The following is a 19,093-nucleotide window of genomic DNA, read 5'->3' on the forward strand; positions in this document are numbered from 1 at the left end:
CGGCGACGCCATTGCGGCGGGCGATGGCGCGGCGAATGCTATCGAGGGGCGTGATGCTCAAAGCGGGGTCCTTTCTATTGCTGCGCTCTAGTATAGACGCGACGGTGTTCGCTCGTGTTTTTGAACGGATTGTTCAATATTTTCGGCAGGCGGCTGTAATTTGTCGGTAAGTGTGCGGTATCCTGTTGAAGTTTTGTGACACCCCCCCGATGCCGCCCACGCGGCACCAAGGAGCTTCTACCTATGGACGTCGCCGCATTCTTACTGGCTCTTGTGCCGATTATTTGGCTGGTCGTGATGCTGCTGTGCTTTAAATGGCCAGCTTGGAAGGCCGCTATCGGATCGTTTGTCCTTTCGTGCGTGCTTGCCTTCGCATGGTGGCACCTGCCGGCAGCGCAGATCGCGACCGCCTCGCTTGAAGGCTTTTTGATGGCTCTGTGGCCCATCGTCCTGGTGATCATCGCCGCGGTATTCACGTATAACCTGTGCGTTCGCACGGGCGCCATGGACGTGATCGGCAGCATGATCACCTCCATCAGCAGCGACCGCCGTCTGCTGGCGCTGCTCGTGGCCTGGTGCTTCGGTGGTTTTATGGAGGGCATGGCCGGTTTTGGCACTGCCGTCGCCATTCCTGCCGGCATGCTCGCGGGCCTGGGTTTTGAGGCCGTGCCCGCCGTGCTCATCTGCCTGCTGGCCAACGGCGTACCCACACCCTACGGCTCCATCGGCATCCCCACGGTGTCCGTTGCCGACTTGGTGGGTCTGGATTCCCTGCACCTGGCGACCGTTCAGCTGGTGCAGTTGGCGCCTTTCTTTGTGATGATGCCGCTGTTTATCGTACTGGTTGCTGGTCGTGTTGCCGAGGACCAGGGCAACGTTGCAGGCGTTGCCGAGCGCCTACGTGGCGCGGCGGGCATCGCCGTGCTCTCCGGCGTGTCCTTTGCCGGTGCGGCTCTGGTCGTTGCTAGGTTTGTGGGTCCCGAGCTTGCCGTCGTCGTCGGTTCTATCGTTTCGCTCGGGCTGACAGCTGCGCTTGCTATGCGTGCCGAGAAGTCGGGGCATCTGGACGCACGCTTTCACATGAATATCGAGGCCGGCGAACAGCTCACCGCTAAGTCGGCGCTTTCTGCCTGGTCGTGCTTCATCCTGATTTTTGTGCTGCTGTTGGGTACCTCCAACCTGGTGCCCGTCGTGCACGCCGCGCTCGCGCCGTTTGCGAGTCACGTGCAGGTGTATTGCGGCGAGAACCCCGGCACGCTTACGTTTTCGTGGATCAACACGCCGGGTGTTTGGATTTTCCTGGCTGCGTTTGTCGGCGGTGCCATTCAGGGCGCTTCGCCGCGCTTGATGGGTGAGGTGCTGGCCGCGACCGTCAAGCAGATGATGCCGACAGTCATTACCATGCTTTCGGTGCTGGGTTGCGCCAAGGTGATGGGCTATGCGGGCATGATTTCTTCGATCAGCGCGTTTTGCATTGCGGTCGCTGGCGGCCTGTACCCGATTCTGGCTCCGTGGATCGGCGCCGTCGGTGCGTTCGTGACCGGTTCGGGCACGTCCTCAGGCATGCTGTTTGGCCCCATCCAGAGCCAGGCTGCTACAGCGCTGGGTGTGAGCGACTACTGGATGGTCGCGCTGAATGCGCTTGGCGTTGCTGCCGGTAAGATGATTTCGCCGCAGACGCTCGCCATTGGTCTTGCCGCCGTACGCGTGCGCGGCAAGGACGCCGAACTCCTGAGCGCCGTGCTGCCCTACGCCGCCGGCATGCTGGTCCTCATGAGCGCCATCGCCATGCTCGGACAAGGCCTGCCACTATAGTCGGCACTTAGGGACGTTCCTTATGTGCCGGCACTTTGGGAACGTCCCTAAGTGCCGGCATTCGGGGACACTCCTTGAATGTTGCCTGTTCAAGAACGTCTCCAATGACTAGGCCGCTTGCGTGCGATTTTTGACCGTTGGGCGGGCGCTTCGCCGTTGCCGCAAAAACGTTTTTGCATATCGGGTACAACGAGCTTTACGTGAGTAAAGTGCGCGTCGCGTCCACGTGTCGCGTTTTTAAAGGAGGCCCCATGCCTGGTGTTACCCCTGCAGATGTTTTGTCCAACTTTGGTATTACGCTGGTCGAAGATCCCGCCGAGAATCAGCCCCGTCTGCTGGTCGATCTACCCGCCGCGGAGCTCGTCGAGCACGCTATCCGCCGCGAAGAAGGCCGCATGGCATCCAACGGCGCGCTGGTGATCGAGACGGGGGAGCGTACCGGCCGTTCCCCCAATGACCGCTTTATCGTCGACACCCCCGATGTCCACGACAAAATTGCCTGGGGCGCCGTCAACCGCCCGCTGTCCGTCGAGAGCTATGAGGCCATCAAGGCCGGCATCGTCGACTATCTCAACGAGCGCGACGTGTTCGTCACCCGCGGCATGGCGGGCGCCGACCGCAACCACACGCGTCGCCTGCTCGTTGCCTGCGAGCGTGCCAGCCAGGCACTCTTTATTAAGCAGATGCTCGCCCGCCCGCTCGCCCGCGAAATCGCGCGCACCGGCGAGCCCGACTTCTGCGTGCTCGCAGCGCCCGGTTACCAGTGCGACCCTGCCATCAAGGGCCTCAACTCCAGCGCCGCCGTGGTCATCAATTTCCAGGAACGCGTGATTCTGGTCGCCGGCACCGGCTACTCCGGCGAGATTAAAAAGTCGATCTTTAGCGTTATGAATTATTTGCTGCCCGTCGAGGACGACGTGCTGCCCATGCACTGCTCGGCTAGCATGGATCCCGTCACGCATGAGACCGCCGTGTTCTTTGGCCTGTCGGGCACCGGCAAGACCACGCTTTCGGCCAACCCCACGCGCCTGCTGATCGGCGACGACGAGCACGGTTGGTCCGATATGGGCATCTTTAACATCGAGGGCGGCTGCTACGCCAAGTGCGAGGGCCTGGACGCGTTCCACGAGCCTGAGATCTTCAACGCCGTCCGTTTTGGCGCCATTTGCGAAAACGTGGTGCTCGACGAGAATCGCAAGCCCAACTACGATGACGTCTCGATCACGCATAACACGCGCGTGGCCTATCCCGTTGAGCATATCCCCAACGCGTGGACCAAGGGCATGGGCACCACTCCGAGCGTCGTGCTGTTTTTGACCTGCGACGCCTTTGGTGTGTTGCCGCCCATCTCACGCCTGACGGCCGATGTCGCCATGTACCACTTTGTGACGGGCTTCACCGCCAAGATCCCCGGCACCGAGGTCGGCGTCACCGAGCCCACGCCCACGTTCTCTTCGCTGTTCGGCGAGCCGTTTATGCCACTCGACCCCATGGTTTACGCCAAGATGCTCGGCGAGCGCATTGCCGACGGCCGCACGCGTGTGTACCTGGTCAACACCGGCTGGATCGGCGGCGGCTACGGCGTGGGTCATCGCATCGAGCTTGCCTACACGCGCGCCCTGGTGGCCCGCGCCCTCGACGGTACCATCGAGGACAGCGAGTTCTTGCACGACGATATTTTTAACGTCGACATTCCCACCACGTGCCACGGTGTGCCCGACGGCATTCTGGTGCCGCGCCAGTACTGGCAGAGCACCGCGCGCTACGACGAGGCAGCGCACAACCTGGCGGTGATGTTCGAGGAGAACTTCGAGAAGAAGTACTCGCACCTGCCCGAGTCCGTCAAGGCCGCCGGTCCGCACGCTCAAGTACACGCCGACGCCCGTCATCGCGGCCGCGGGCTGCTGGGACTTCGCCACTAGCTTCGCTGTGAGTCCATATCCACCACAAAGGGGACAGGCGCCTTTGTGGTGGTTTTGCTCGCGTGGATGGCTCGGGTTACAATACGCCTGACATATCGTCCCCTTCTCCGGATGGGGACAGCGTAAGCGCTCTTGTGGCGGCACCGTAGGACTTTGAAGGTGGCCGTTGTAAGGGCGCTTTTTGTTTAGGCGCCCTCACTCGGGTGCGCACAATGAAGGGAGAGCGTATGAAGAGCTTTATTGCCGAGGATTCATTCTGGGAACTATTTCCGCAGGCGGCTATCGGCGTTGTGGTCGTAAAGGGCATGAAGCCCGCGGCTCAGATTCCCCAGGAGGACGTGGATGCGATCGCCGCGCTGCTTGACCGCGCCAACATCGATGCGGAGCGCCACCTGACTAGCGATACCATCAGCGAGAACGCGCCGGTCAAGGCATGGCGCGACGCGTACCGTCTGTTCAAGACTAAAAAGGGCGCCCGCTGCTCGATCGAGAACTTGCTCAAGCGCGTGCTTAAGGGCAAGCCTGTGGGCCACATTACGCCCGCGGTGGACATCTACAACACGGTGTCGCTGACCTATGCGCTGCCCGTGGGAGGCGAGGACCTACATGCTATTGAGGGCGATCTGCGGTTGGCGGTGACCGACGGTGGCGATGCGTTTCTGCCGCTTGGCGAGGAGACAGGTGACCCGACGCTTCCCGGCGAGCTCGCCTACATCGATGATGCGGGCGCCGTGTGCCGCTGCTGGAACTGGCGCGACGGCGTTCGAACGGCCCTGTCCGACGATTCGACCGACGCGTTCCTGGCGATTGAGTGCGTGGAGCCCGAGCGAATGGAGGACTGCCAGGCCGCCATCGACCGTCTTGCCGATCTGCTCGAGCGGTATTTGGGGGCGACGGTTGTCGTTAAGACGCTTGTGACCCGCGACAATCCCTGTGTGGACCTGTAGCGGCGCCTAGAACCTATTGATGCCCAAAACCACCACAAAGGTACCTGTCCTTTGTGGTGGTTTTTATGTTGATGGGTCAACAAATAGGTCGTGCAGGGCTGGCGGCCGCTGGGTACGGTTAAGATGTTTACCCATAAGCATTATGCAAGCGAAAGGCGGTCGTCTCTCATGCAGCAGAACGACGAGACACGTTTCGAGGACTTTGTCGGACTGATCAGCGGGCTCTACAAGGAGATTCAGCGCATTAAGACATCCGAGGGCGCAAGGCTGGGCCTCAAGGGCTCCGACGTTATGTGCCTTTACTATCTTGAGCGCAGCAAGGACGGCCTGACTGGTGCTGACCTGGCTCGCATGGCAGGCGTGACCCGCGCCGCCGTCTCGCGTACGCTCGCGCATCTGGAGGAGGGCGGCTACGTCGAGGTCGACGATTCGGGCGATGCCGCCGTTAAGTATCGTGCTCCGGTGCGCCTGACCGCTCTGGGTGGCGAGAGCATGAGCGAGGCCGACCGCATCATCCACGAAGTGCTCGATACCACCGGTAAGGCTATGGGTGTGGAGCAGCGCGAGCAGATGTATGCGTCGCTGCGCACGATTCTCAACACCCTGCGCGAGCTGTAGGGCCGCCAAGGCTTTTGCTTCCAATTAACAACTGCATAGTCCTGTTTGAGTGCGTATACCGTGCCGGGGCCTTGCTGTCAAAATTCCCTGCGCGGGACCTGCGCAAGAAAGGATTCGCTATGTCCGTCCGCATTATTACCGATTCCGCAAGCGATATGTCGCCGGCCGAGCACCCGGCACTGGCCGTTTTGCCGCTGTCCGTCACCTTTGGCACCGATGTGTACATGGATGGCATCGATATCGATCACCAACGCTTTTACGAGATGCTCGTGGAGCGCGATGAGCTGCCCAAGACCGGCCAGGTCAACCCGTACGCGTTTTCGCAGGCGATTGCCAAGGTTCGTGAAGCCGGCGATGAGGCTGTGATTATTACCGTGGGCGATAAGCTATCAGGCACCAATCAGAGTGCCCGTACCGCACTTGCCGAGGCGCCAGGTGGCGACGTGTTCGTGGTAGACAGCAACAACGTCACCCTGGGCGAGCGCGTCCTGGTCGAGTATGCGCTGCGCTTGGTGGACGAGGGCCGCAGTGCATCTCAGATCGCGGCGGCTGTCGAGGCCGTGCGCGACCGTGTGGTGGTTATCGGCCTGCTCGAGACGCTGGAGTACCTGGTGCGCGGCGGTCGTCTGTCTGCTGCGGCCGGCGCCGTGGGCACGCTGCTCAACGTGAAGCCCGTGGTGGCTGTCGAGGACGGTCTGATCGTGCAGCTGGGCAAGGCGCGCGGTTCCAAGAACGGCCGCAACCTGCTGAACCAAAAGGTCGAAAAGGCGGGCGGCATCGACTTTTCCATGCCGCTGGCGCTCGGCTATACGGGTCTTTCGGATGCGGTGCTCAAGAAGTATATCGAGGACAGCGCGGCACTGTGGGCTGGTCACACCGAGGGCGAACTGCCCGTTCACACCATCGGCGCCACCATCGGAACCCACGTTGGCCCCGGCGCCGTGGCAGTAGCCTTCTTCCAGCCCGCCAACTAACCGACCTGCCATAAACCATCACAAAGGTGCCTGTCCCCTTTGTGATGGTTTATGCTTTTCCGGGTGGAAGGGAGCGAGCAATGGCGTCTGAGGGCTTTTTTGATCGGGTGTACGAGGTGGTCGAGCAGATCCCCGAGGGGATGGTCGCCACGTATGGTCAGGTGGCACTGCTTGCCGGTCGTCCACGAAGTGCGCGGTACGTGGGGTATGCCCTTCATAGTAATCCGCGCCCTGGCCAAATTCCCTGTCATCGCGTGGTGTTTGCCGACGGCCGTATCTGTGAGGGCTTTGCCTTTGGCGGCCCCGATGCTCAGCGCGAGCTCTTAATGGGGGAGGGCGTGACGTTTGCCGATCCCATGCATGTTGATCTGGCCGCCTGTCGTTGGCCTGCTGGACTCTAACAGCTCTGCCGTGGTCAAAGCCACCACAAAGGCGCCTGTCCCCTTTGTGGTGGCTTTCCGTTGCAGGTTTACCTGGGCTAACTTATGGAGAAGGTGTGTTGGGGTAGTTTGACGCTAGAAAGTAAGCCACGGTGAACTATATTGGTTTCAGCAACGGAGCAGGCAATAGGCGATGAAAAAGCCTGCCCTGTTGAGTTTGATTCGCATCCCTCCCCTCTGTGCGATTCAACGGTGTACTTCGGGAACAGGCCCGCTGGCAGCTAACTGCCGGCGGGCCTGTTCCTGTTTGTCGGGAGAGTGTGATGGATGGAGCTGAAGCGGTCCGGCTCCAAAAAAGGCGGACGCCGTAGCGCCCGCCCTAAAGCAATCGAAAGCTCAAGCCAACAAATCGGTCTAGTACACCATGCCCATGGCGTCCTGAACCTCGGCCAGGGTCTGCTCGGCGATCTCATTGGCGCGACGGTTGCCCTCATGCAGGACGTCCTTCACATAGTCCAGATCGTTCTCGTAGCGCTGGCGACGCTCGCGGATAGGTGCGAAGTACTCGTTGACGGCCTCGGTCACGTACTTCTTGAGCTGGCCGGAGCCGCCCATGCCAATCTCCTCGGCAATCTCGACTTCGGAACGGCCGGTGCAGATGGCGGCTGTTGAAAGCAGGCCAGACACGCCGGGGCGGTTCTCGGGATCGAACGTGATCATGCGCTCGGAGTCGGTCTGGCTCTTCTTGATGCGTTTGGCCGTTTCCTCGGCGGTCATCGAGATGTTGATGGCGTTGCCGTAGCTCTTGCTCATCTTGCGACCGTCCAGGCCCGGCAGCAGCGGGGTCTCGGACAGCAGCGCGTCGACCTCGGGGAACACCTTGCCGTAGCGGTTGTTAAAGCGGCGGGCGATGGTGCGGGTGAGCTCGATGTGCGGCAGCTGGTCGCGGCCGACGGGCACGACGTTGCCCTTGCAGAACAGGATGTCGCAGGCCTGATGCACCGGGTAGGTGAGCAGAAGGCCGGTGAGCTCGTGGCCCGAGGCCTCCATCTCGGCCTTGACGGTGGGGTTGCGCGCCAGCTCGGCCTCGGAGACCAGCGACAGGAACGGCAGCATGAGCTGGTTGGCGGCGGCCACGGCGGAGTGCGCGTAGATCATGGTCTTGTTGGGGTCAATGCCGCAGGCAAGGTAGTCCATGACCATGTTGTACACGTTGTCCTGGATGTGCTCGGTGGTGTCGCGGTCGGTGATGACCTGATAGTCGGCGATGAGCACGTTGGTCTTTGCACCCATGTTCTGTAGCTCCACGCGGCCCTTGAGGGTACCGAAGTAGTGGCCCAGGTGCAGACGGCCGGTGGGGCGGTCGCCGGTGAGCATGGTGAACTTCTCGGGCGTCTTGGCCAGGCCCTCGCGAATGGCGTTGCTCTTTTGCAGCGCGACTTCGTAGCTGTTCTCGTTTGGCATGATTGCTCCTAACGTATGTTCATGGGTCAAGATGATAGCGTGTTTATTAGAGAGGCGGTGCGTAAGTAGGCGAGGGGCGGGAGAGGGACGCGCGTGGTGCGGCATGTGCGATGGGTGCGGCGCGGCCGCGCTTGGCTAACGGTGCCTTGGCACATTCTCGGCAGCTTGCCCTAGAGCTTGTGGTGGCGCTCTTCTTTGCGCTCCTCGGCTGCCTGCTCCTCCTGCTTAAAGGCGGGGTCGTCGGGGGTGACGAGCTCGTCCTCATGCGTGCGCTTGTTGTAATGGTGGCGTAGCACGGGTTCAAACAGGTGCAGGTGCTTGGCAAAGGCCGCCGAGCCAATGGCGAGCACGGTAAAGATGAGCACACGCATGGGCACTTCGACCTGGTTAATCGCGGCGGCGCCGGCCGAAAGCATGATGCACCAGGCATAGATGAGTAGTACGGCCTGCTTTTGGTTGTAACCCTCTTGAATGAGGCGGTGGTGGATGTGGCCCTTGTCGGCCTGCCCAATGCTAATGTGGGCGCGCTTGCGGCGCACGATGGCGCTAAACGTATCGATGATGGGCACGCCGGCCACGATGAGCGGGATGATGAGCGAGGTGAGCGCGGCGGTGCGGCTCACGTTGAGCAGCGAGATGGAGCCCAGCGCAAAGCCCAGAAGCAGCGACCCCGAGTCGCCCAAGAAGATGCTTGCGGGGTTGAAGTTGTAGCGCAAAAAGGCCAGACAGGCGCCAAAGAGCGCAATGGAGAGCGCGGCGGCGTCGATGCGGCCCGAGAGAACGGCCATCGAAAACATGGTGAACGACGCGATGCCGCAGATGCCCGTGGCCAAGCCGTCGAGGCCGTCGATGAGGTTAATGATGTTGGTGAATGCCACCAGATAGATCACGGTGATGGGGTAGGCGAGCCATCCGAGCATGATTTCGCCGGGGGCAAACGGGTTGACGATGACGCCGATCCGCAGGCCGCCGATACAGGCGATAAGCGCGGCGAGGACCTGTCCGGCTAGCTTTTGCTTGGGCTTGAGCTGGAAGACGTCGTCGATAGCGCCGGTCGCAAAGATGACGGTAAAAGAAAGCGCAAGTATGGGGTAGCTGATGTGCAGACGGGGGTGGGGCACCAAAACGGGCGGCCAACCCAGGTACCAGGTGCCTAGGATTTGCACAATACAGGCAACGACCAGGCCCAAAAACACCGCCGTTCCGCCCAAACGCGGGATGGGCTTGGTGTTAATGCGGCGCTTAGAAGGATAGTCGACGGCGTCGAGCTTAATTGCCAAGCGCTTGACCAGGGGCACCGTGAGGAAGGTCGTGATAAAGGCCGCCGCTGCCACGCATAGATACGGTATGTAGCTCGGGGATGAAGCCATGAATCTAAAAACCGCCAAGCGTCGAAGGAAAAGGTCAAAGGTTGCTAAGCGCAAAGGGCATAGCCGAACCATGATACTCGACCAAGGGGGGTGCATGGAATTGCACGCAGCGATAATCACGCGCTTACCAGATATTGGGATGTTGTCGATGGATTGTCGGGATACCGGCGGGGATCCATATGGGCTGTAATGGTGGTTTTCGGCAAATAAAAACCACCCCCCACGTTACGAAAATGAACCCACCTAAAACAGGTGGGTGCCCTCATCGACTGTTCCAGCGTCCTTAACAACGAAGGATACCTGTACTAGGTACGACTGTGTGGGCTCCCTAAATAAACGCGACGGTTCACCCAGTTGCTCCGCGGGGGGCGGAATACCTACATCATAAAGCGGCACTTTATCGATTCCAGTCTTGACATTACAAAAATCGTGTCGGACGATTACGGCGCCTTGGGCTCGAGCCGTCTGTGCGGTTGGTCCCTTTACGTTTGAGCTGCTGAATCGTTGTTTTGGAGCATGTTTTTATGTCGACGCCGTTGACCGAACTTTTTTCGCCCGCCTGCCATTTGTGTCCGCGCCGTTGCGGTGCGGTGCGCGACGAGGGTGCGCACGGCGTATGCGGTGCCGATGACACGCTCAAGGTGGCCCGCGCGGCGCTCCATATGTGGGAGGAGCCGCCCATTTCGGGCGAGGCCGGCTCGGGTACGATTTTCTTTAGCGGCTGTTCGCTCAAATGTATCTATTGCCAGAACCACGAGATCTCGACGGGCAATTTTGGGCTTGAGATTTCGCCCGAGCGCCTGGTCGAGATTATGCTGGAGCTGCAGGACCAAGGTGCCAATAACATCAATCTGGTGACGGCGACGCATTATGCTCACCTGCTGCCGGCCGCGATTGCCGCAGCTCGGGAGCGCGGACTGGTCATTCCAATCGTCTACAACACGAGCGGTTATGAGCGTGCGAGTGCCGTGGCGGCGCTCGGCGATTTGGTCGACGTGTGGCTTACCGACTTTAAGTATGCCAATGCGGCGCTTGCGCAGTCACTCTCTCATATTAAGGACTACCCGCGCGTGGCTGTGTCGGGTCTGGCCCAGATGGCGCGCGAAATTGAGCGCCGCGGGGGAGAGCTGGTAGACGGGGACGGGCTCATGAAGCGCGGCATAATCGTGCGTCATCTGGTGCTGCCGGGGCATGCGGACGATTCGTGCCGCGTGTTGGACCTGGTGTGGCAGACGATGGGCGACGTGCCGATCTCGGTCATGAACCAGTACACGCCCAATGCCCTCATGCGCGAACAAGGCGGCGACCTGGCGCGCGCCGTGACGCGCGAGGAGTACGAGCAGGTGCTCGACCATGCCGACGACCTGGGCTTTACGACGATGTTTTGGCAAGAAGGTGGAGCGGTAGACGAGAGCTTCACCCCGGCGTTCGACACCACCGGCGTCCTCACCAGCGCAAAGTAGTGCGCTCGCCGATGATTTTTCTGGGACGGGGATTAAAAAATCATCGAGAGGATCGCCTGCTCGAAAAGTTGTCAAAATAGCCGCGCCCCAAAAAGACTGATTATTGGGCGTTGACAGTTGGCGAGCCGTAGGTAAAATATCGACTTGTCCTGGGGACGTAGCTCAGTTGGGAGAGCGCTGCCGTCGCATGGCAGAGGCCGAGGGTTCGACTCCCTTCGTCTCCACCCTTGGATTTGATAAGCCGCTGACATTGTGTCGGCGGCTTTTTTAAAAGAAAGGGCTGTACCATGGCCGAGCTTGAGTCCCAACCACTGTCTGCCGAGGAACGCGCCGAGTTGGAAGAGCTCCGCGCCGAGAAAGCTCGTCGCGAGGCCCAGGAAGAGGCACGCCGCGAGCGTGAGGAGTTGGCCGCCCTGCGTGCCGAGCGCGAGAAGGCCGAGGAGGCCGCTGCGAAGGTTGCATCCGAGCCCAAGCCCGCGCCCGCACCCAAGCCCGCTGCTGCGAAGCCTGCACCTGCCGCGCCCAAACCTCAGCCTAAAAAGGCCGCTCGTCCCAAGTCCGTCGATCCCAAGCCGAGCCGTGACGAGATGAGCTTTGCCCAGCGCATGGTTACCTCCAAGGAGCCTGCGGGTGAGAACGAGATCCCCGGTATGGCGCCGGCTCAAAAAATCATCATTGTCCTTGCCCTCATCGCGTTTGTCATCTTTATGGGCTACACGATCCTGACCAGCATGGGCCTGCTTTAGCCTGTTCGCGCTGGGCTCCATGCCCGCACGCCCGCCTCGCCAACCCTCAACCTCTGCACAACGCATCCGAAAGGTCGCCCCATGGCTTTGACCGACATCTCGCATCCCACCGACATTGCAATGCTCACTGATCTGTACGAACTCACTATGGCCCAGGGCCTGTGGGAGAGCGGCAAGGCCAATGAGCAGGGTTGCTTTACGGCGTTTTACCGCGACCATCCCTTCGGCAGCGCCTATGCCGTCATGTGCGGCACCGCCGAACTGCCCGAGCTGGTCGAGAATCTGCGCTTTACGCCCGAGGACATCGACTACCTCGCCTCGCTCCAGGCCCCGGCCGGCGGCGCGATGTTCAAGCCTGGATTCCTCGACTACCTGCGCGATTTTCGTGCGCATGTAAACATCGACGCCGTGCCCGAGGGCGAGCTCGTCTTTCCGCGCGAGCCCATGGTTCGCGTCACCGGCCCCGCGCTGGAGTGCCAGCTGCTTGAGACGGCGCTGCTCAACATCGTCGGCTTCCAGACGCTTGTCGCCACCAAGACGGCGCGCGTGGTGCTGGCGGCGGACGGCCGTCCCGTTGCCGAGTTTGGCCTGCGCCGCGCTCAGGGTCCCGATGGCGGCTTGGCCGTCGCGCGCGCGAGCTACGTTGCCGGCTGCTCCTCTACGTCCAATGTGCTCGCCGGCCGCCGCTACGGTATTCCCGTCTTTGGCACGCATGCGCACAGCTGGGTGATGAGCTTCGATTCCGAGCTCGAGGCCTTCCGCGCCTTTGCCAAGTCGAGCCCCAAGAACTGTACGCTGCTCATCGACACCTATGACGTGCGCGAGGGCTGTGAACATGCCATTACGGTTGCCAAGGAGATGGAAGCGGTGGGCGAGCGCCTGTCGGCCATTCGCATCGACTCCGGCGACCTCGCCAAGCTCTCCAAGTATGTGCGCGGCCGTTTTGATGCCGAGGGCCTGCCCTATGTGGGGATCTCGGTTTCTAACGATTTGGATGAGTACACGATTCAGTCGCTGCTCGACCAGGGCGCGCCCATCGACAGCTTTGGCGTGGGTACCAAGCTTGCGACCTGCTATGACCAGCCGGCGCTGGGCGGCGTGTACAAGCTTTCCGCCCGCCGTGCGAGCGAGGCAGATCCATGGACGCCGGTGGTCAAGCTCTCTGAGCAGCCATACAAGCGCACGATCCCGGGTGTGCAACGCGTGCGCCGTTATTACGACGGCTTTGGCGGCCCGGTCTGCGACATGATCTACGACGAGGACCATCTGGCGGGGGAGGGCGCCGCGCGCGGCAATACCCTTGTGGCCGTGAACGATGCCGCCCTGGTGACCGACGTGTCCGAACTTGAGTATCGCGAGCTGCTGGTGCCGATCGTGCGCGATGGCAGTGCGGTGGCTCCACGTGAGAGCATCCAGGACGCGCGCGAGCGCTGTGCTTGGGCGCTCGACCATCTGGACGCAGCTTTCAAGCGCTTCTTGTACCCGCAGACCTATGTGGTGGGTATGGAGCAGGGCCTGGCTCAGGTGCGCGACGAGCTCGTGCGCAAGAACATGGCCGCGGCCTCTGCCTTTCCCTGGGCTCACTAATTCCTTGGGCGGTAGGGGCGAGTCACGCTTCCCTTGCCGCCGGCTCGGCCGTTCGCTGAACAGTTGATTGGTTTGACGTATGACGACTTCTTATAAAACGATGGTGGTAAAGATCGGTTCGTCCACGGTGGTGGGCGCCGACGGCAAGGTCAACCGCGCCTTTATCGGCGGGCTTGCCGACCAGGCCGCAGCGCTGCGCGAGCTTGGCTGGCGCCTGATCGTGGTGAGCTCGGGCGCCATTGCCTGCGGCTATCCCGTGCTGGGCTTCGACCGTAAGCCGGTCGGCGACCTGCCGAGCCTGCAGGCCTGCGCCTCGGCCGGTCAGTGCATCATCTCGTCGGCCTACGACGAGGAGTTCCATGCGCGCGACCTGCTCACCTCGCTCGTGCTGCTCACGCGTCACGACACGGCGCGCCGCACGTCCTACCTGCACGCGCGCGACGCCCTGCTTCGCCTTGTGGAGCTTGGCGTGGTGCCGGTCGTCAACGAGAACGATACCGTCACCGTCGATGAGATCAAGTTTGGCGACAACGACACGCTGGCGGCGCTTGTGAGCTGCCTGGTTTCTGCCGATCTGTGCGTGACGCTCTCGGACATCGATGGCCTCTACACCGCCAATCCGCATGAGGATCCGACGGCCGAGTTTATCCCGGTCGTGCATAAGATCGATGCCAAGATTATCGCCTCGGCGGGCGATTCTTCCACATCGGTGGGTACGGGCGGCATGATCACCAAGATTCGCGCGAGCCGCATTCTCATGACGGCGGGCATTCAAAGCGTGATTTGCTCGGGCGAGGAGCCCGATGCGCTCGTGCGTCTGGCCCGCGGCGAGAGCGTGGGTACGCTGTTCGATCCGCCGGCGGAGCGCCTGGACATCGCACCCCGCAAGCTGTGGATCGCGCTGGGCGACAAGGCACATGGCTCGGTGACGGTCGATGATGGTGCTGCGAAGGCGCTGGTCAGCCGTGGCTCTTCCCTGCTTGCGGTGGGTATTCGCGAGGTCGATGGCCAGTTTGCCGAGGGCGATGTGCTCGATGTGTGCGATCCGAGCGGTATGGTCGTCGCCCGCGGTATCGCCGAAGCCGATTCGGACGTGCTGGAGCTTGCTGCCGGTCGCCGCCAGGACCAGATCGCCAGCAACCGCCTGCTCGCAGACCTGGCCGAGAAGCCCGCGATACACAGGGATAATCTAATCGTCTTCGCCTAACGGGTCGACGCTGCGCGCCGCCCAGAGCGACAATTTGTCATTCAAAAGGCGAGGCATGACCATCAGGTCTATGCCTCGCCTTTTTCATGCCAACTTGTTCGCTCTGGGCGGCGCTCGCTTCTTTTGTTCGACCTACGATTTAAAGCCACTGCTAAGGGGCGTTTTCGCTTTCCGTCCTCTACCTGCGGCATTGTCGTTGCCGGCACTTGTTCGGCACTTGGGGACGTTCCTATTGTGCCGGCAGACGGGGACACTCCTTTGCTAGAAGATCTGGCGCAGGTCTCCGCGGTTGAGGGCTTCGTCGAAGAGGTGCTTGAACACCACGCTGCCGTGCAAGCCGTCGTGCTCGAACTCGTTGGTCACCCAGGCATGCGAGTTGCCCACGCGGCTGAGCGTATCGAGCTGCATGCCCGAGTCCACGTACATGTCATCGAAGTACACCGCGGCCTGCAGGGGCACCTCGTTGCACGCCAGGCGCTGCGGGTCGTAGATCTTGTCCCAGCTGGTGTCTTCCATCAGCAGGTCCATGGCGGGCTTGAAGGGCTTGAGCTCGGGCATCTGCTCGAACATCCACGGGAACATGGCCTCGCCGGTAAACATGAGCGGTCGCGTGAGCGTGTCGAACTCGGCACGATGGGCCTTCTCTTCTGCCGCGGCCCAGCGAATGGGCATGGTGTCGCCGTCGGCGTAGATGAACTCCTGAAGCGTCCAGTACAGCGGATTCGTGCGCGTGTTGGTGCGCTCGAAGGCGCGCATCAAAAAGCTGTCGGATACCGAGGCGCCGCAGGCCAGCGTGCCGTCGCCGTCAACAAAAGCATGATCGATAATCCAATGCATGCGCTCAAAGCTCGGCTTCATGCCAAAGTCGCTGCCCATGAGCTGTAGGCGCTCGACCGTCATTGGCGAGCCGTCGGGCAGTACGGGCTTCTGAGCCTCGAGCGCATCGGCCAGGGCTGCCACGCGCTCGACATCGGCGGGGTAACGGTCGTAATACTGCTGCGTCTTGGCGGCCATGCGCGGGAAGGTGTGCGCGTAGACCTCGCTGGCGCTCGCCGGCACGTGCGGAATGCCGCCGCAGGTAAAGCTTGCCGCCACGCCCTCGGGGAAGAGCGACAGATAGCTCAACGTCAAAAAGCCGCCGTAGCTCTGCCCGAGTGTGACCCAGGGCTTGCCGCCAAAGCCCACCAGGCGCAGGTACTCAAAATCGCGCACGATGGAGCTGGCGAGGTGACGCTTGAGGAAGTCCGCCTGCGAGCGGGCCGCATCGGAGCCTGCCGCCTCGGCGCGCTCGCCCAGTGCGGCAATCGTGCGCCCGTCTACACAGCTGCTGCGCCCGGTACCGCGCTGGTCGGGCAGCACGACGCGGAAATGCTTGACGGCCTCTTCGATCCAGCCATCGCTTGTGGGCGACAGCGGACGCGGGCTCTCGCCACCGGGGCCACCCTGCAAAAAGAGAAGGAGCGGCAGGTCGTCGTTGATGCGGTCGGGTGCGCAAACCACACGGTAGAAGAGCTTGATGCTCTCGGGCGCGCCGGCGATGGGTGTCGGTATAGCGCCGCGGCGCATGGTGCTGCCGACGGCCAGGAGCATCGGCTCCAGGCCGCGCCAGTCGAGGGGGACGTCGATGCTGTGGTCCTCGACATACAGGCCGGGGACGTGGTACGAAGTGATGAGGGCCATGTGAGTCTTCCGTTCGTTGCGGTGTTTCGGGTTGACCAATTCTACCGCCGCGGGCGAGGCCATGCGCAAATCGGCTACCATGGTTGCAAACTTCTAGGAGAAAGGGCCGCCCATGTCGGTCGATATAGCCACGTATGTCCACGATCTTGCCGTTGCCGCTAAGGCAGCGTCGGCCTCGCTTGCCACGGCGAGCGACGAGCAGCGCCAGGAGGCCGTGCGCGCCATGGCCGCAGCACTGCGCAACGGTGTCGACTCCATCGTCGCCGCCAACGAGCTCGATATGTCCGCCGCGCGCGATGCGGGGACCTCGGCGGGGCTCCTCGACCGTCTGCTGCTGACGCCCGAGCGCGTCGAGGGTATGGCCGCCGGCCTGGAGAAGCTCGCCGAGCTGCCCGATCCTGTCGGCCGCGTGCTCGACCACCGCGTGCTCGCAAGCGGCGTGGACCTCACCCGCGTGAGCGTGCCGTTGGGCCTGGTCGCCATGGTGTACGAGGCGCGCCCCAACGTGACGGCCGACGCCGCGGGCATCTGCATCCGCACCGGCAACGCCTGCATTCTGCGCGGCGGCTCGCTGGCCTATCACTCGTGTGCCACGATTTCTGAGCTGCTGGCCGATGCGCTCGAGGCCAAGGGCTTCCCGCGCGAGGCCGTGTCGATGATCGAGTCTACCGACCGCGAGGCCACCGGCGAGCTCATGAAGCTCCGCGGCGTCGTCGATGTGCTCATTCCGCGTGGCGGTGCGGGCCTGATCCAGCGCTGCGTGCGCGAGTCGCTCGTTCCGGTGATCGAGACGGGCACGGGTAACTGCCACATCTACGTGCATGAATCCGCCGACTTCGATAAAGCGCTCAATATTATCGTCAACGCTAAGACGCAGCGCGTGGGCGTGTGCAATGCCGCCGAGTCGCTGCTGGTCGACCGTGCCGTGGCCGATGCGTTTTTGCCCGCGGTCGTGGCCGTGCTGCATGACCACGGCGTGCTCATTCACGGCGACGAGGCCACGTGCGCCGCATGCGCCGACGCCGGGCTTGCCGAGGGCGATGACTACGTCGCCGCGACTGAGGAGGACTGGGGCCGCGAGTATCTGGCGCTCGAGATGAGCGTGAAGGTCGTGGCAAACGAGGACGAGGCCATCGCGCACATCAACCGCTACGGCACGATGCACTCCGAGGCCATCGTTGCCGAGGACACGGATGCTTGCGAGCGCTTCCTGGACGCGGTCGATGCCTCGGCCGTGTACGCCAACGCCAGCACGCGCTTTACCGACGGCGGCGAGTTTGGCCTGGGCGCCGAAATTGGCATCTCGACCCAAAAGCTCCACGCCCGCGGACCCTTTGCCGCCGAGGCCCTCACCACCTACAAATACAAGCTTCGCGGCACCGGTCAGGTCCGCCCCTAACGCCCACGCAAACAAAAACCACCACAAAGGTGCCTGTCCCCTTTGTGGTGGTTTTGGTGCTAGGCCTGGAAGGCGTCGCGATCGGGAGCGAAGGACTGCATAGCCGCGATGGTGCGGTCAAAGAGCTCGGGAAGCTCCCAGCCCAGCATCTCAGCGCCTTGCGAAATCACGTCGCGCGAGCATCCGGCGGCAAAGCGCTTGTCCTTGAACTTCTTCTTGAGCGACTTGGTCGTAAAGTCCATGACGCTCTTGCTCGGGCGCATGATAACCGCGGCTCCGATCAGGCCGGTAAGCTCGTCGCAGGCAAACAGGATCTTCTCCATCTGCAGTTCGGGCTTGGGCAGCGAGGTGTTGAAATCAGAGGTGTGCGACTGAATGGCGCGGATGAGCTCAGGAGAGGCACCCTCGCCTTCGAGGATCTCGGCAGCGTAGATGGTGTGGTTCATGGGGTCGTCCTCATGCTCCTCCCAATCCAGGTCGTGGAGCAGGCCGACGATGCCCCAGAACTCCTCGTTCTCGGGGTCGAACTCGCGCGCAAAGTAGCGCATGGTGCCCTCGACCGTTTCGCCGTGGGTGATGTGGAACGGATCCTTGTTGTGCTCGTTGAGCAGTTCGAATGCGCGGTCGCGGGTGATTCCGGCGGTAAGCGTCTCTGCCATAACAGACTCCTTGTGCTCGTGGGTATCGATGAGATTGAATACTACTAGAACAAGAAAACCACCACAAAGGTGCCTGTCCCCTTTGTGGTGGTTTTTGACAGGTTAGTTGAGGGCGGCTTGGGCTAGGCGGGCTTCGGCGGCCTCTTCGGTGACGCCCAGGGCCACGGCGAACTCCTCGATGGAGCGGCGCTTGGCTTCCTTGAGTACGCGCATGTAGTAGGAGCTGGGCTTTTTATCAGCTTCCTCGGCCTGGCGGATGCGGTGCATCATCGTCTTGGCCACACGGACCGTCTCGGGCGCGCCCAGCTTGAGCTGCTGCTTAAAGTGTGTCTCTTCAAGCGAGCTGTTGCGCTCGGTAAAGGTGTCGCACTCCAGCTCGTCGTAGTGGCTCAGCAGGTGCTCGGCATCCTGCTGAGAGATGGCGGCATGTAGGCGGTCGGCCTGCGCCACGGGGTACATGAGAATCGTCTGCGCATGTCCCTGCTTGGTCTCGAGCAACAACATGGGCTGCGGCGTGTCGTCCCTAAAACCGACGACGGTGCAGACTCCCTGGCCCGGATGAATGACGTGTTGACCGATTGAGAACATGCTACCTCCAACTTATACGAATTTGCGTATGTCTAGAATACCACGTTGACGTGCGCAAACCATTACTTTATGCAGGAAAAGCACACAACTCCGATAGGTAAGAGTATTCGATATTCCGAGCAGCTCATGCACATGTTTATGCATTTTCGGCAGGTGCACAATCGGCAGGCAGACCGCTATCTTTGAATGGTCCTGTGCGAGCTGTAGTCATTTTTGTGCATAGGTTGATTTTCAATCTCAACGCAACAGCCTGAACGGGCCCCGCGTTTCCGCA

16 protein-coding genes and 1 tRNA gene are annotated in these 19,093 nt (G+C 61.7%); 12 read left to right on the forward strand and 5 right to left on the reverse strand.

Features of this window, described 5'->3' with window-relative positions:
• Positions 1-243 precede the first annotated feature (243 nt).
• The 6 genes from DXC67_RS06615 to DXC67_RS06640 all read left to right on the forward strand — a co-directional run bounded on the left by DXC67_RS06615 (position 244) and on the right by DXC67_RS06640 (position 6,677).
• Entirely contained in the window at positions 244-1,815 is a 1,572-nt protein-coding gene (locus DXC67_RS06615) for an L-lactate permease (RefSeq protein WP_117637799.1), read from the forward strand.
• Between the two features lie 251 nt (positions 1,816-2,066).
• Positions 2,067-3,737, forward strand: coding sequence for a phosphoenolpyruvate carboxykinase (ATP) (gene pckA / locus DXC67_RS06620; protein WP_199410659.1), 1,671 nt, complete (start codon positions 2,067-2,069; stop codon positions 3,735-3,737).
• 227 nt (positions 3,738-3,964) lie between these two features.
• Positions 3,965-4,684, forward strand: a complete 720-nt coding sequence (locus DXC67_RS06625; RefSeq protein WP_117637800.1) for a B3/4 domain-containing protein — start codon at positions 3,965-3,967, stop codon at positions 4,682-4,684.
• 168 nt (positions 4,685-4,852) lie between these two features.
• Entirely contained in the window at positions 4,853-5,302 is a 450-nt protein-coding gene (locus DXC67_RS06630) for a MarR family winged helix-turn-helix transcriptional regulator (protein WP_117637801.1), read from the forward strand.
• 119 nt (positions 5,303-5,421) lie between these two features.
• A complete protein-coding gene (locus DXC67_RS06635) occupies positions 5,422-6,276 on the forward strand; it encodes a DegV family protein (RefSeq protein WP_117637802.1) in 855 nt (284 codons plus the stop codon).
• 80 nt (positions 6,277-6,356) lie between these two features.
• On the forward strand, positions 6,357-6,677 hold the full coding sequence (locus tag DXC67_RS06640; RefSeq protein ID WP_117637803.1) for an MGMT family protein: 321 nt from the start codon (positions 6,357-6,359) through the stop codon (positions 6,675-6,677).
• Positions 6,678-7,070: 393 nt separating this feature from the next.
• Here DXC67_RS06640 and trpS read toward each other — a convergent pair whose 3' ends face one another.
• Both trpS and DXC67_RS06650 read right to left on the reverse strand, forming a co-directional pair.
• A complete protein-coding gene (gene trpS, locus DXC67_RS06645) occupies positions 7,071-8,120 on the reverse strand; it encodes a tryptophan--tRNA ligase (RefSeq protein WP_117637804.1) in 1,050 nt (349 codons plus the stop codon).
• Positions 8,121-8,290: 170 nt separating this feature from the next.
• A complete protein-coding gene (locus DXC67_RS06650; RefSeq protein WP_117637805.1) occupies positions 8,291-9,490 on the reverse strand; it encodes an MraY family glycosyltransferase in 1,200 nt (399 codons plus the stop codon).
• Positions 9,491-10,014: 524 nt separating this feature from the next.
• On the opposite strand from DXC67_RS06650, the gene DXC67_RS06655 reads away from it, so the two are divergent.
• The 5 genes from DXC67_RS06655 (at position 10,015) to proB (ending at position 14,493) form a co-directional block, all read left to right on the forward strand.
• Positions 10,015-10,953: a radical SAM protein gene (locus tag DXC67_RS06655; protein WP_117637806.1), complete on the forward strand. Its 939-nt coding sequence runs from the start codon at positions 10,015-10,017 to the stop codon at positions 10,951-10,953.
• A gap of 151 nt (positions 10,954-11,104) precedes the next feature.
• A tRNA-Ala gene (locus DXC67_RS06660) sits at positions 11,105-11,177 on the forward strand.
• 63 nt (positions 11,178-11,240) lie between these two features.
• Positions 11,241-11,699, forward strand: coding sequence for a hypothetical protein (locus DXC67_RS06665; RefSeq protein ID WP_055252324.1), 459 nt, complete (start codon positions 11,241-11,243; stop codon positions 11,697-11,699).
• A gap of 81 nt (positions 11,700-11,780) precedes the next feature.
• Complete coding sequence (locus tag DXC67_RS06670) at positions 11,781-13,286, forward strand: nicotinate phosphoribosyltransferase (protein WP_117583751.1); 1,506 nt, start codon at positions 11,781-11,783, stop codon at positions 13,284-13,286.
• A gap of 79 nt (positions 13,287-13,365) precedes the next feature.
• Complete coding sequence (proB, locus tag DXC67_RS06675; RefSeq protein WP_089572036.1) at positions 13,366-14,493, forward strand: glutamate 5-kinase; 1,128 nt, start codon at positions 13,366-13,368, stop codon at positions 14,491-14,493.
• A 261-nt stretch (positions 14,494-14,754) separates the two neighbouring features.
• Here the strand turns inward: proB and DXC67_RS06680 are convergent, their stop codons facing one another.
• A complete protein-coding gene (locus DXC67_RS06680) occupies positions 14,755-16,173 on the reverse strand; it encodes an alpha/beta fold hydrolase (protein ID WP_117637807.1) in 1,419 nt (472 codons plus the stop codon).
• Positions 16,174-16,285: 112 nt separating this feature from the next.
• Here DXC67_RS06680 and DXC67_RS06685 point away from each other — a divergent pair, with 112 nt between their 5' ends.
• Positions 16,286-17,572, forward strand: a complete 1,287-nt coding sequence (locus DXC67_RS06685; protein WP_117637808.1) for a glutamate-5-semialdehyde dehydrogenase — start codon at positions 16,286-16,288, stop codon at positions 17,570-17,572.
• Between the two features lie 59 nt (positions 17,573-17,631).
• Here the strand turns inward: DXC67_RS06685 and DXC67_RS06690 are convergent, their stop codons facing one another.
• Positions 17,632-18,231, reverse strand: coding sequence for an HD domain-containing protein (locus tag DXC67_RS06690; RefSeq protein ID WP_117637809.1), 600 nt, complete (start codon positions 18,229-18,231; stop codon positions 17,632-17,634).
• 102 nt (positions 18,232-18,333) lie between these two features.
• Positions 18,334-18,819 (reverse strand): CarD family transcriptional regulator, encoded by a 486-nt coding sequence (locus DXC67_RS06695; RefSeq protein ID WP_006235480.1) that lies wholly within the window; start codon positions 18,817-18,819, stop codon positions 18,334-18,336.
• Positions 18,820-19,093 lie beyond the last annotated feature (274 nt).

Source organism: Collinsella sp. TF07-1, assembly GCF_003437235.1.
GTDB lineage: Bacteria > Actinomycetota > Coriobacteriia > Coriobacteriales > Coriobacteriaceae > Collinsella.

Coding starts and splice junctions, on each gene's coding strand:
- DXC67_RS06685 (WP_117637808.1), top strand. CDS start 16,286: ATGTCGGTCGATATAGCCACGTATGTCCACGATCTTGCCGTTGCCGCT.
- DXC67_RS06695 (WP_006235480.1), bottom strand. CDS start 18,819: ATGTTCTCAATCGGTCAACACGTCATTCATCCGGGCCAGGGAGTCTGC.
- DXC67_RS06630 (WP_117637801.1), top strand. CDS start 4,853: ATGCAGCAGAACGACGAGACACGTTTCGAGGACTTTGTCGGACTGATC.
- trpS (WP_117637804.1), bottom strand. CDS start 8,120: ATGCCAAACGAGAACAGCTACGAAGTCGCGCTGCAAAAGAGCAACGCC.
- DXC67_RS06640 (WP_117637803.1), top strand. CDS start 6,357: ATGGCGTCTGAGGGCTTTTTTGATCGGGTGTACGAGGTGGTCGAGCAG.
- DXC67_RS06635 (WP_117637802.1), top strand. CDS start 5,422: ATGTCCGTCCGCATTATTACCGATTCCGCAAGCGATATGTCGCCGGCC.
- DXC67_RS06650 (WP_117637805.1), bottom strand. CDS start 9,490: ATGGCTTCATCCCCGAGCTACATACCGTATCTATGCGTGGCAGCGGCG.
- DXC67_RS06665 (WP_055252324.1), top strand. CDS start 11,241: ATGGCCGAGCTTGAGTCCCAACCACTGTCTGCCGAGGAACGCGCCGAG.
- DXC67_RS06680 (WP_117637807.1), bottom strand. CDS start 16,173: ATGGCCCTCATCACTTCGTACCACGTCCCCGGCCTGTATGTCGAGGAC.
- DXC67_RS06670 (WP_117583751.1), top strand. CDS start 11,781: ATGGCTTTGACCGACATCTCGCATCCCACCGACATTGCAATGCTCACT.
- proB (WP_089572036.1), top strand. CDS start 13,366: ATGACGACTTCTTATAAAACGATGGTGGTAAAGATCGGTTCGTCCACG.
- DXC67_RS06615 (WP_117637799.1), top strand. CDS start 244: ATGGACGTCGCCGCATTCTTACTGGCTCTTGTGCCGATTATTTGGCTG.
- DXC67_RS06690 (WP_117637809.1), bottom strand. CDS start 18,231: ATGGCAGAGACGCTTACCGCCGGAATCACCCGCGACCGCGCATTCGAA.
- pckA (WP_199410659.1), top strand. CDS start 2,067: ATGCCTGGTGTTACCCCTGCAGATGTTTTGTCCAACTTTGGTATTACG.
- DXC67_RS06655 (WP_117637806.1), top strand. CDS start 10,015: ATGTCGACGCCGTTGACCGAACTTTTTTCGCCCGCCTGCCATTTGTGT.
- DXC67_RS06625 (WP_117637800.1), top strand. CDS start 3,965: ATGAAGAGCTTTATTGCCGAGGATTCATTCTGGGAACTATTTCCGCAG.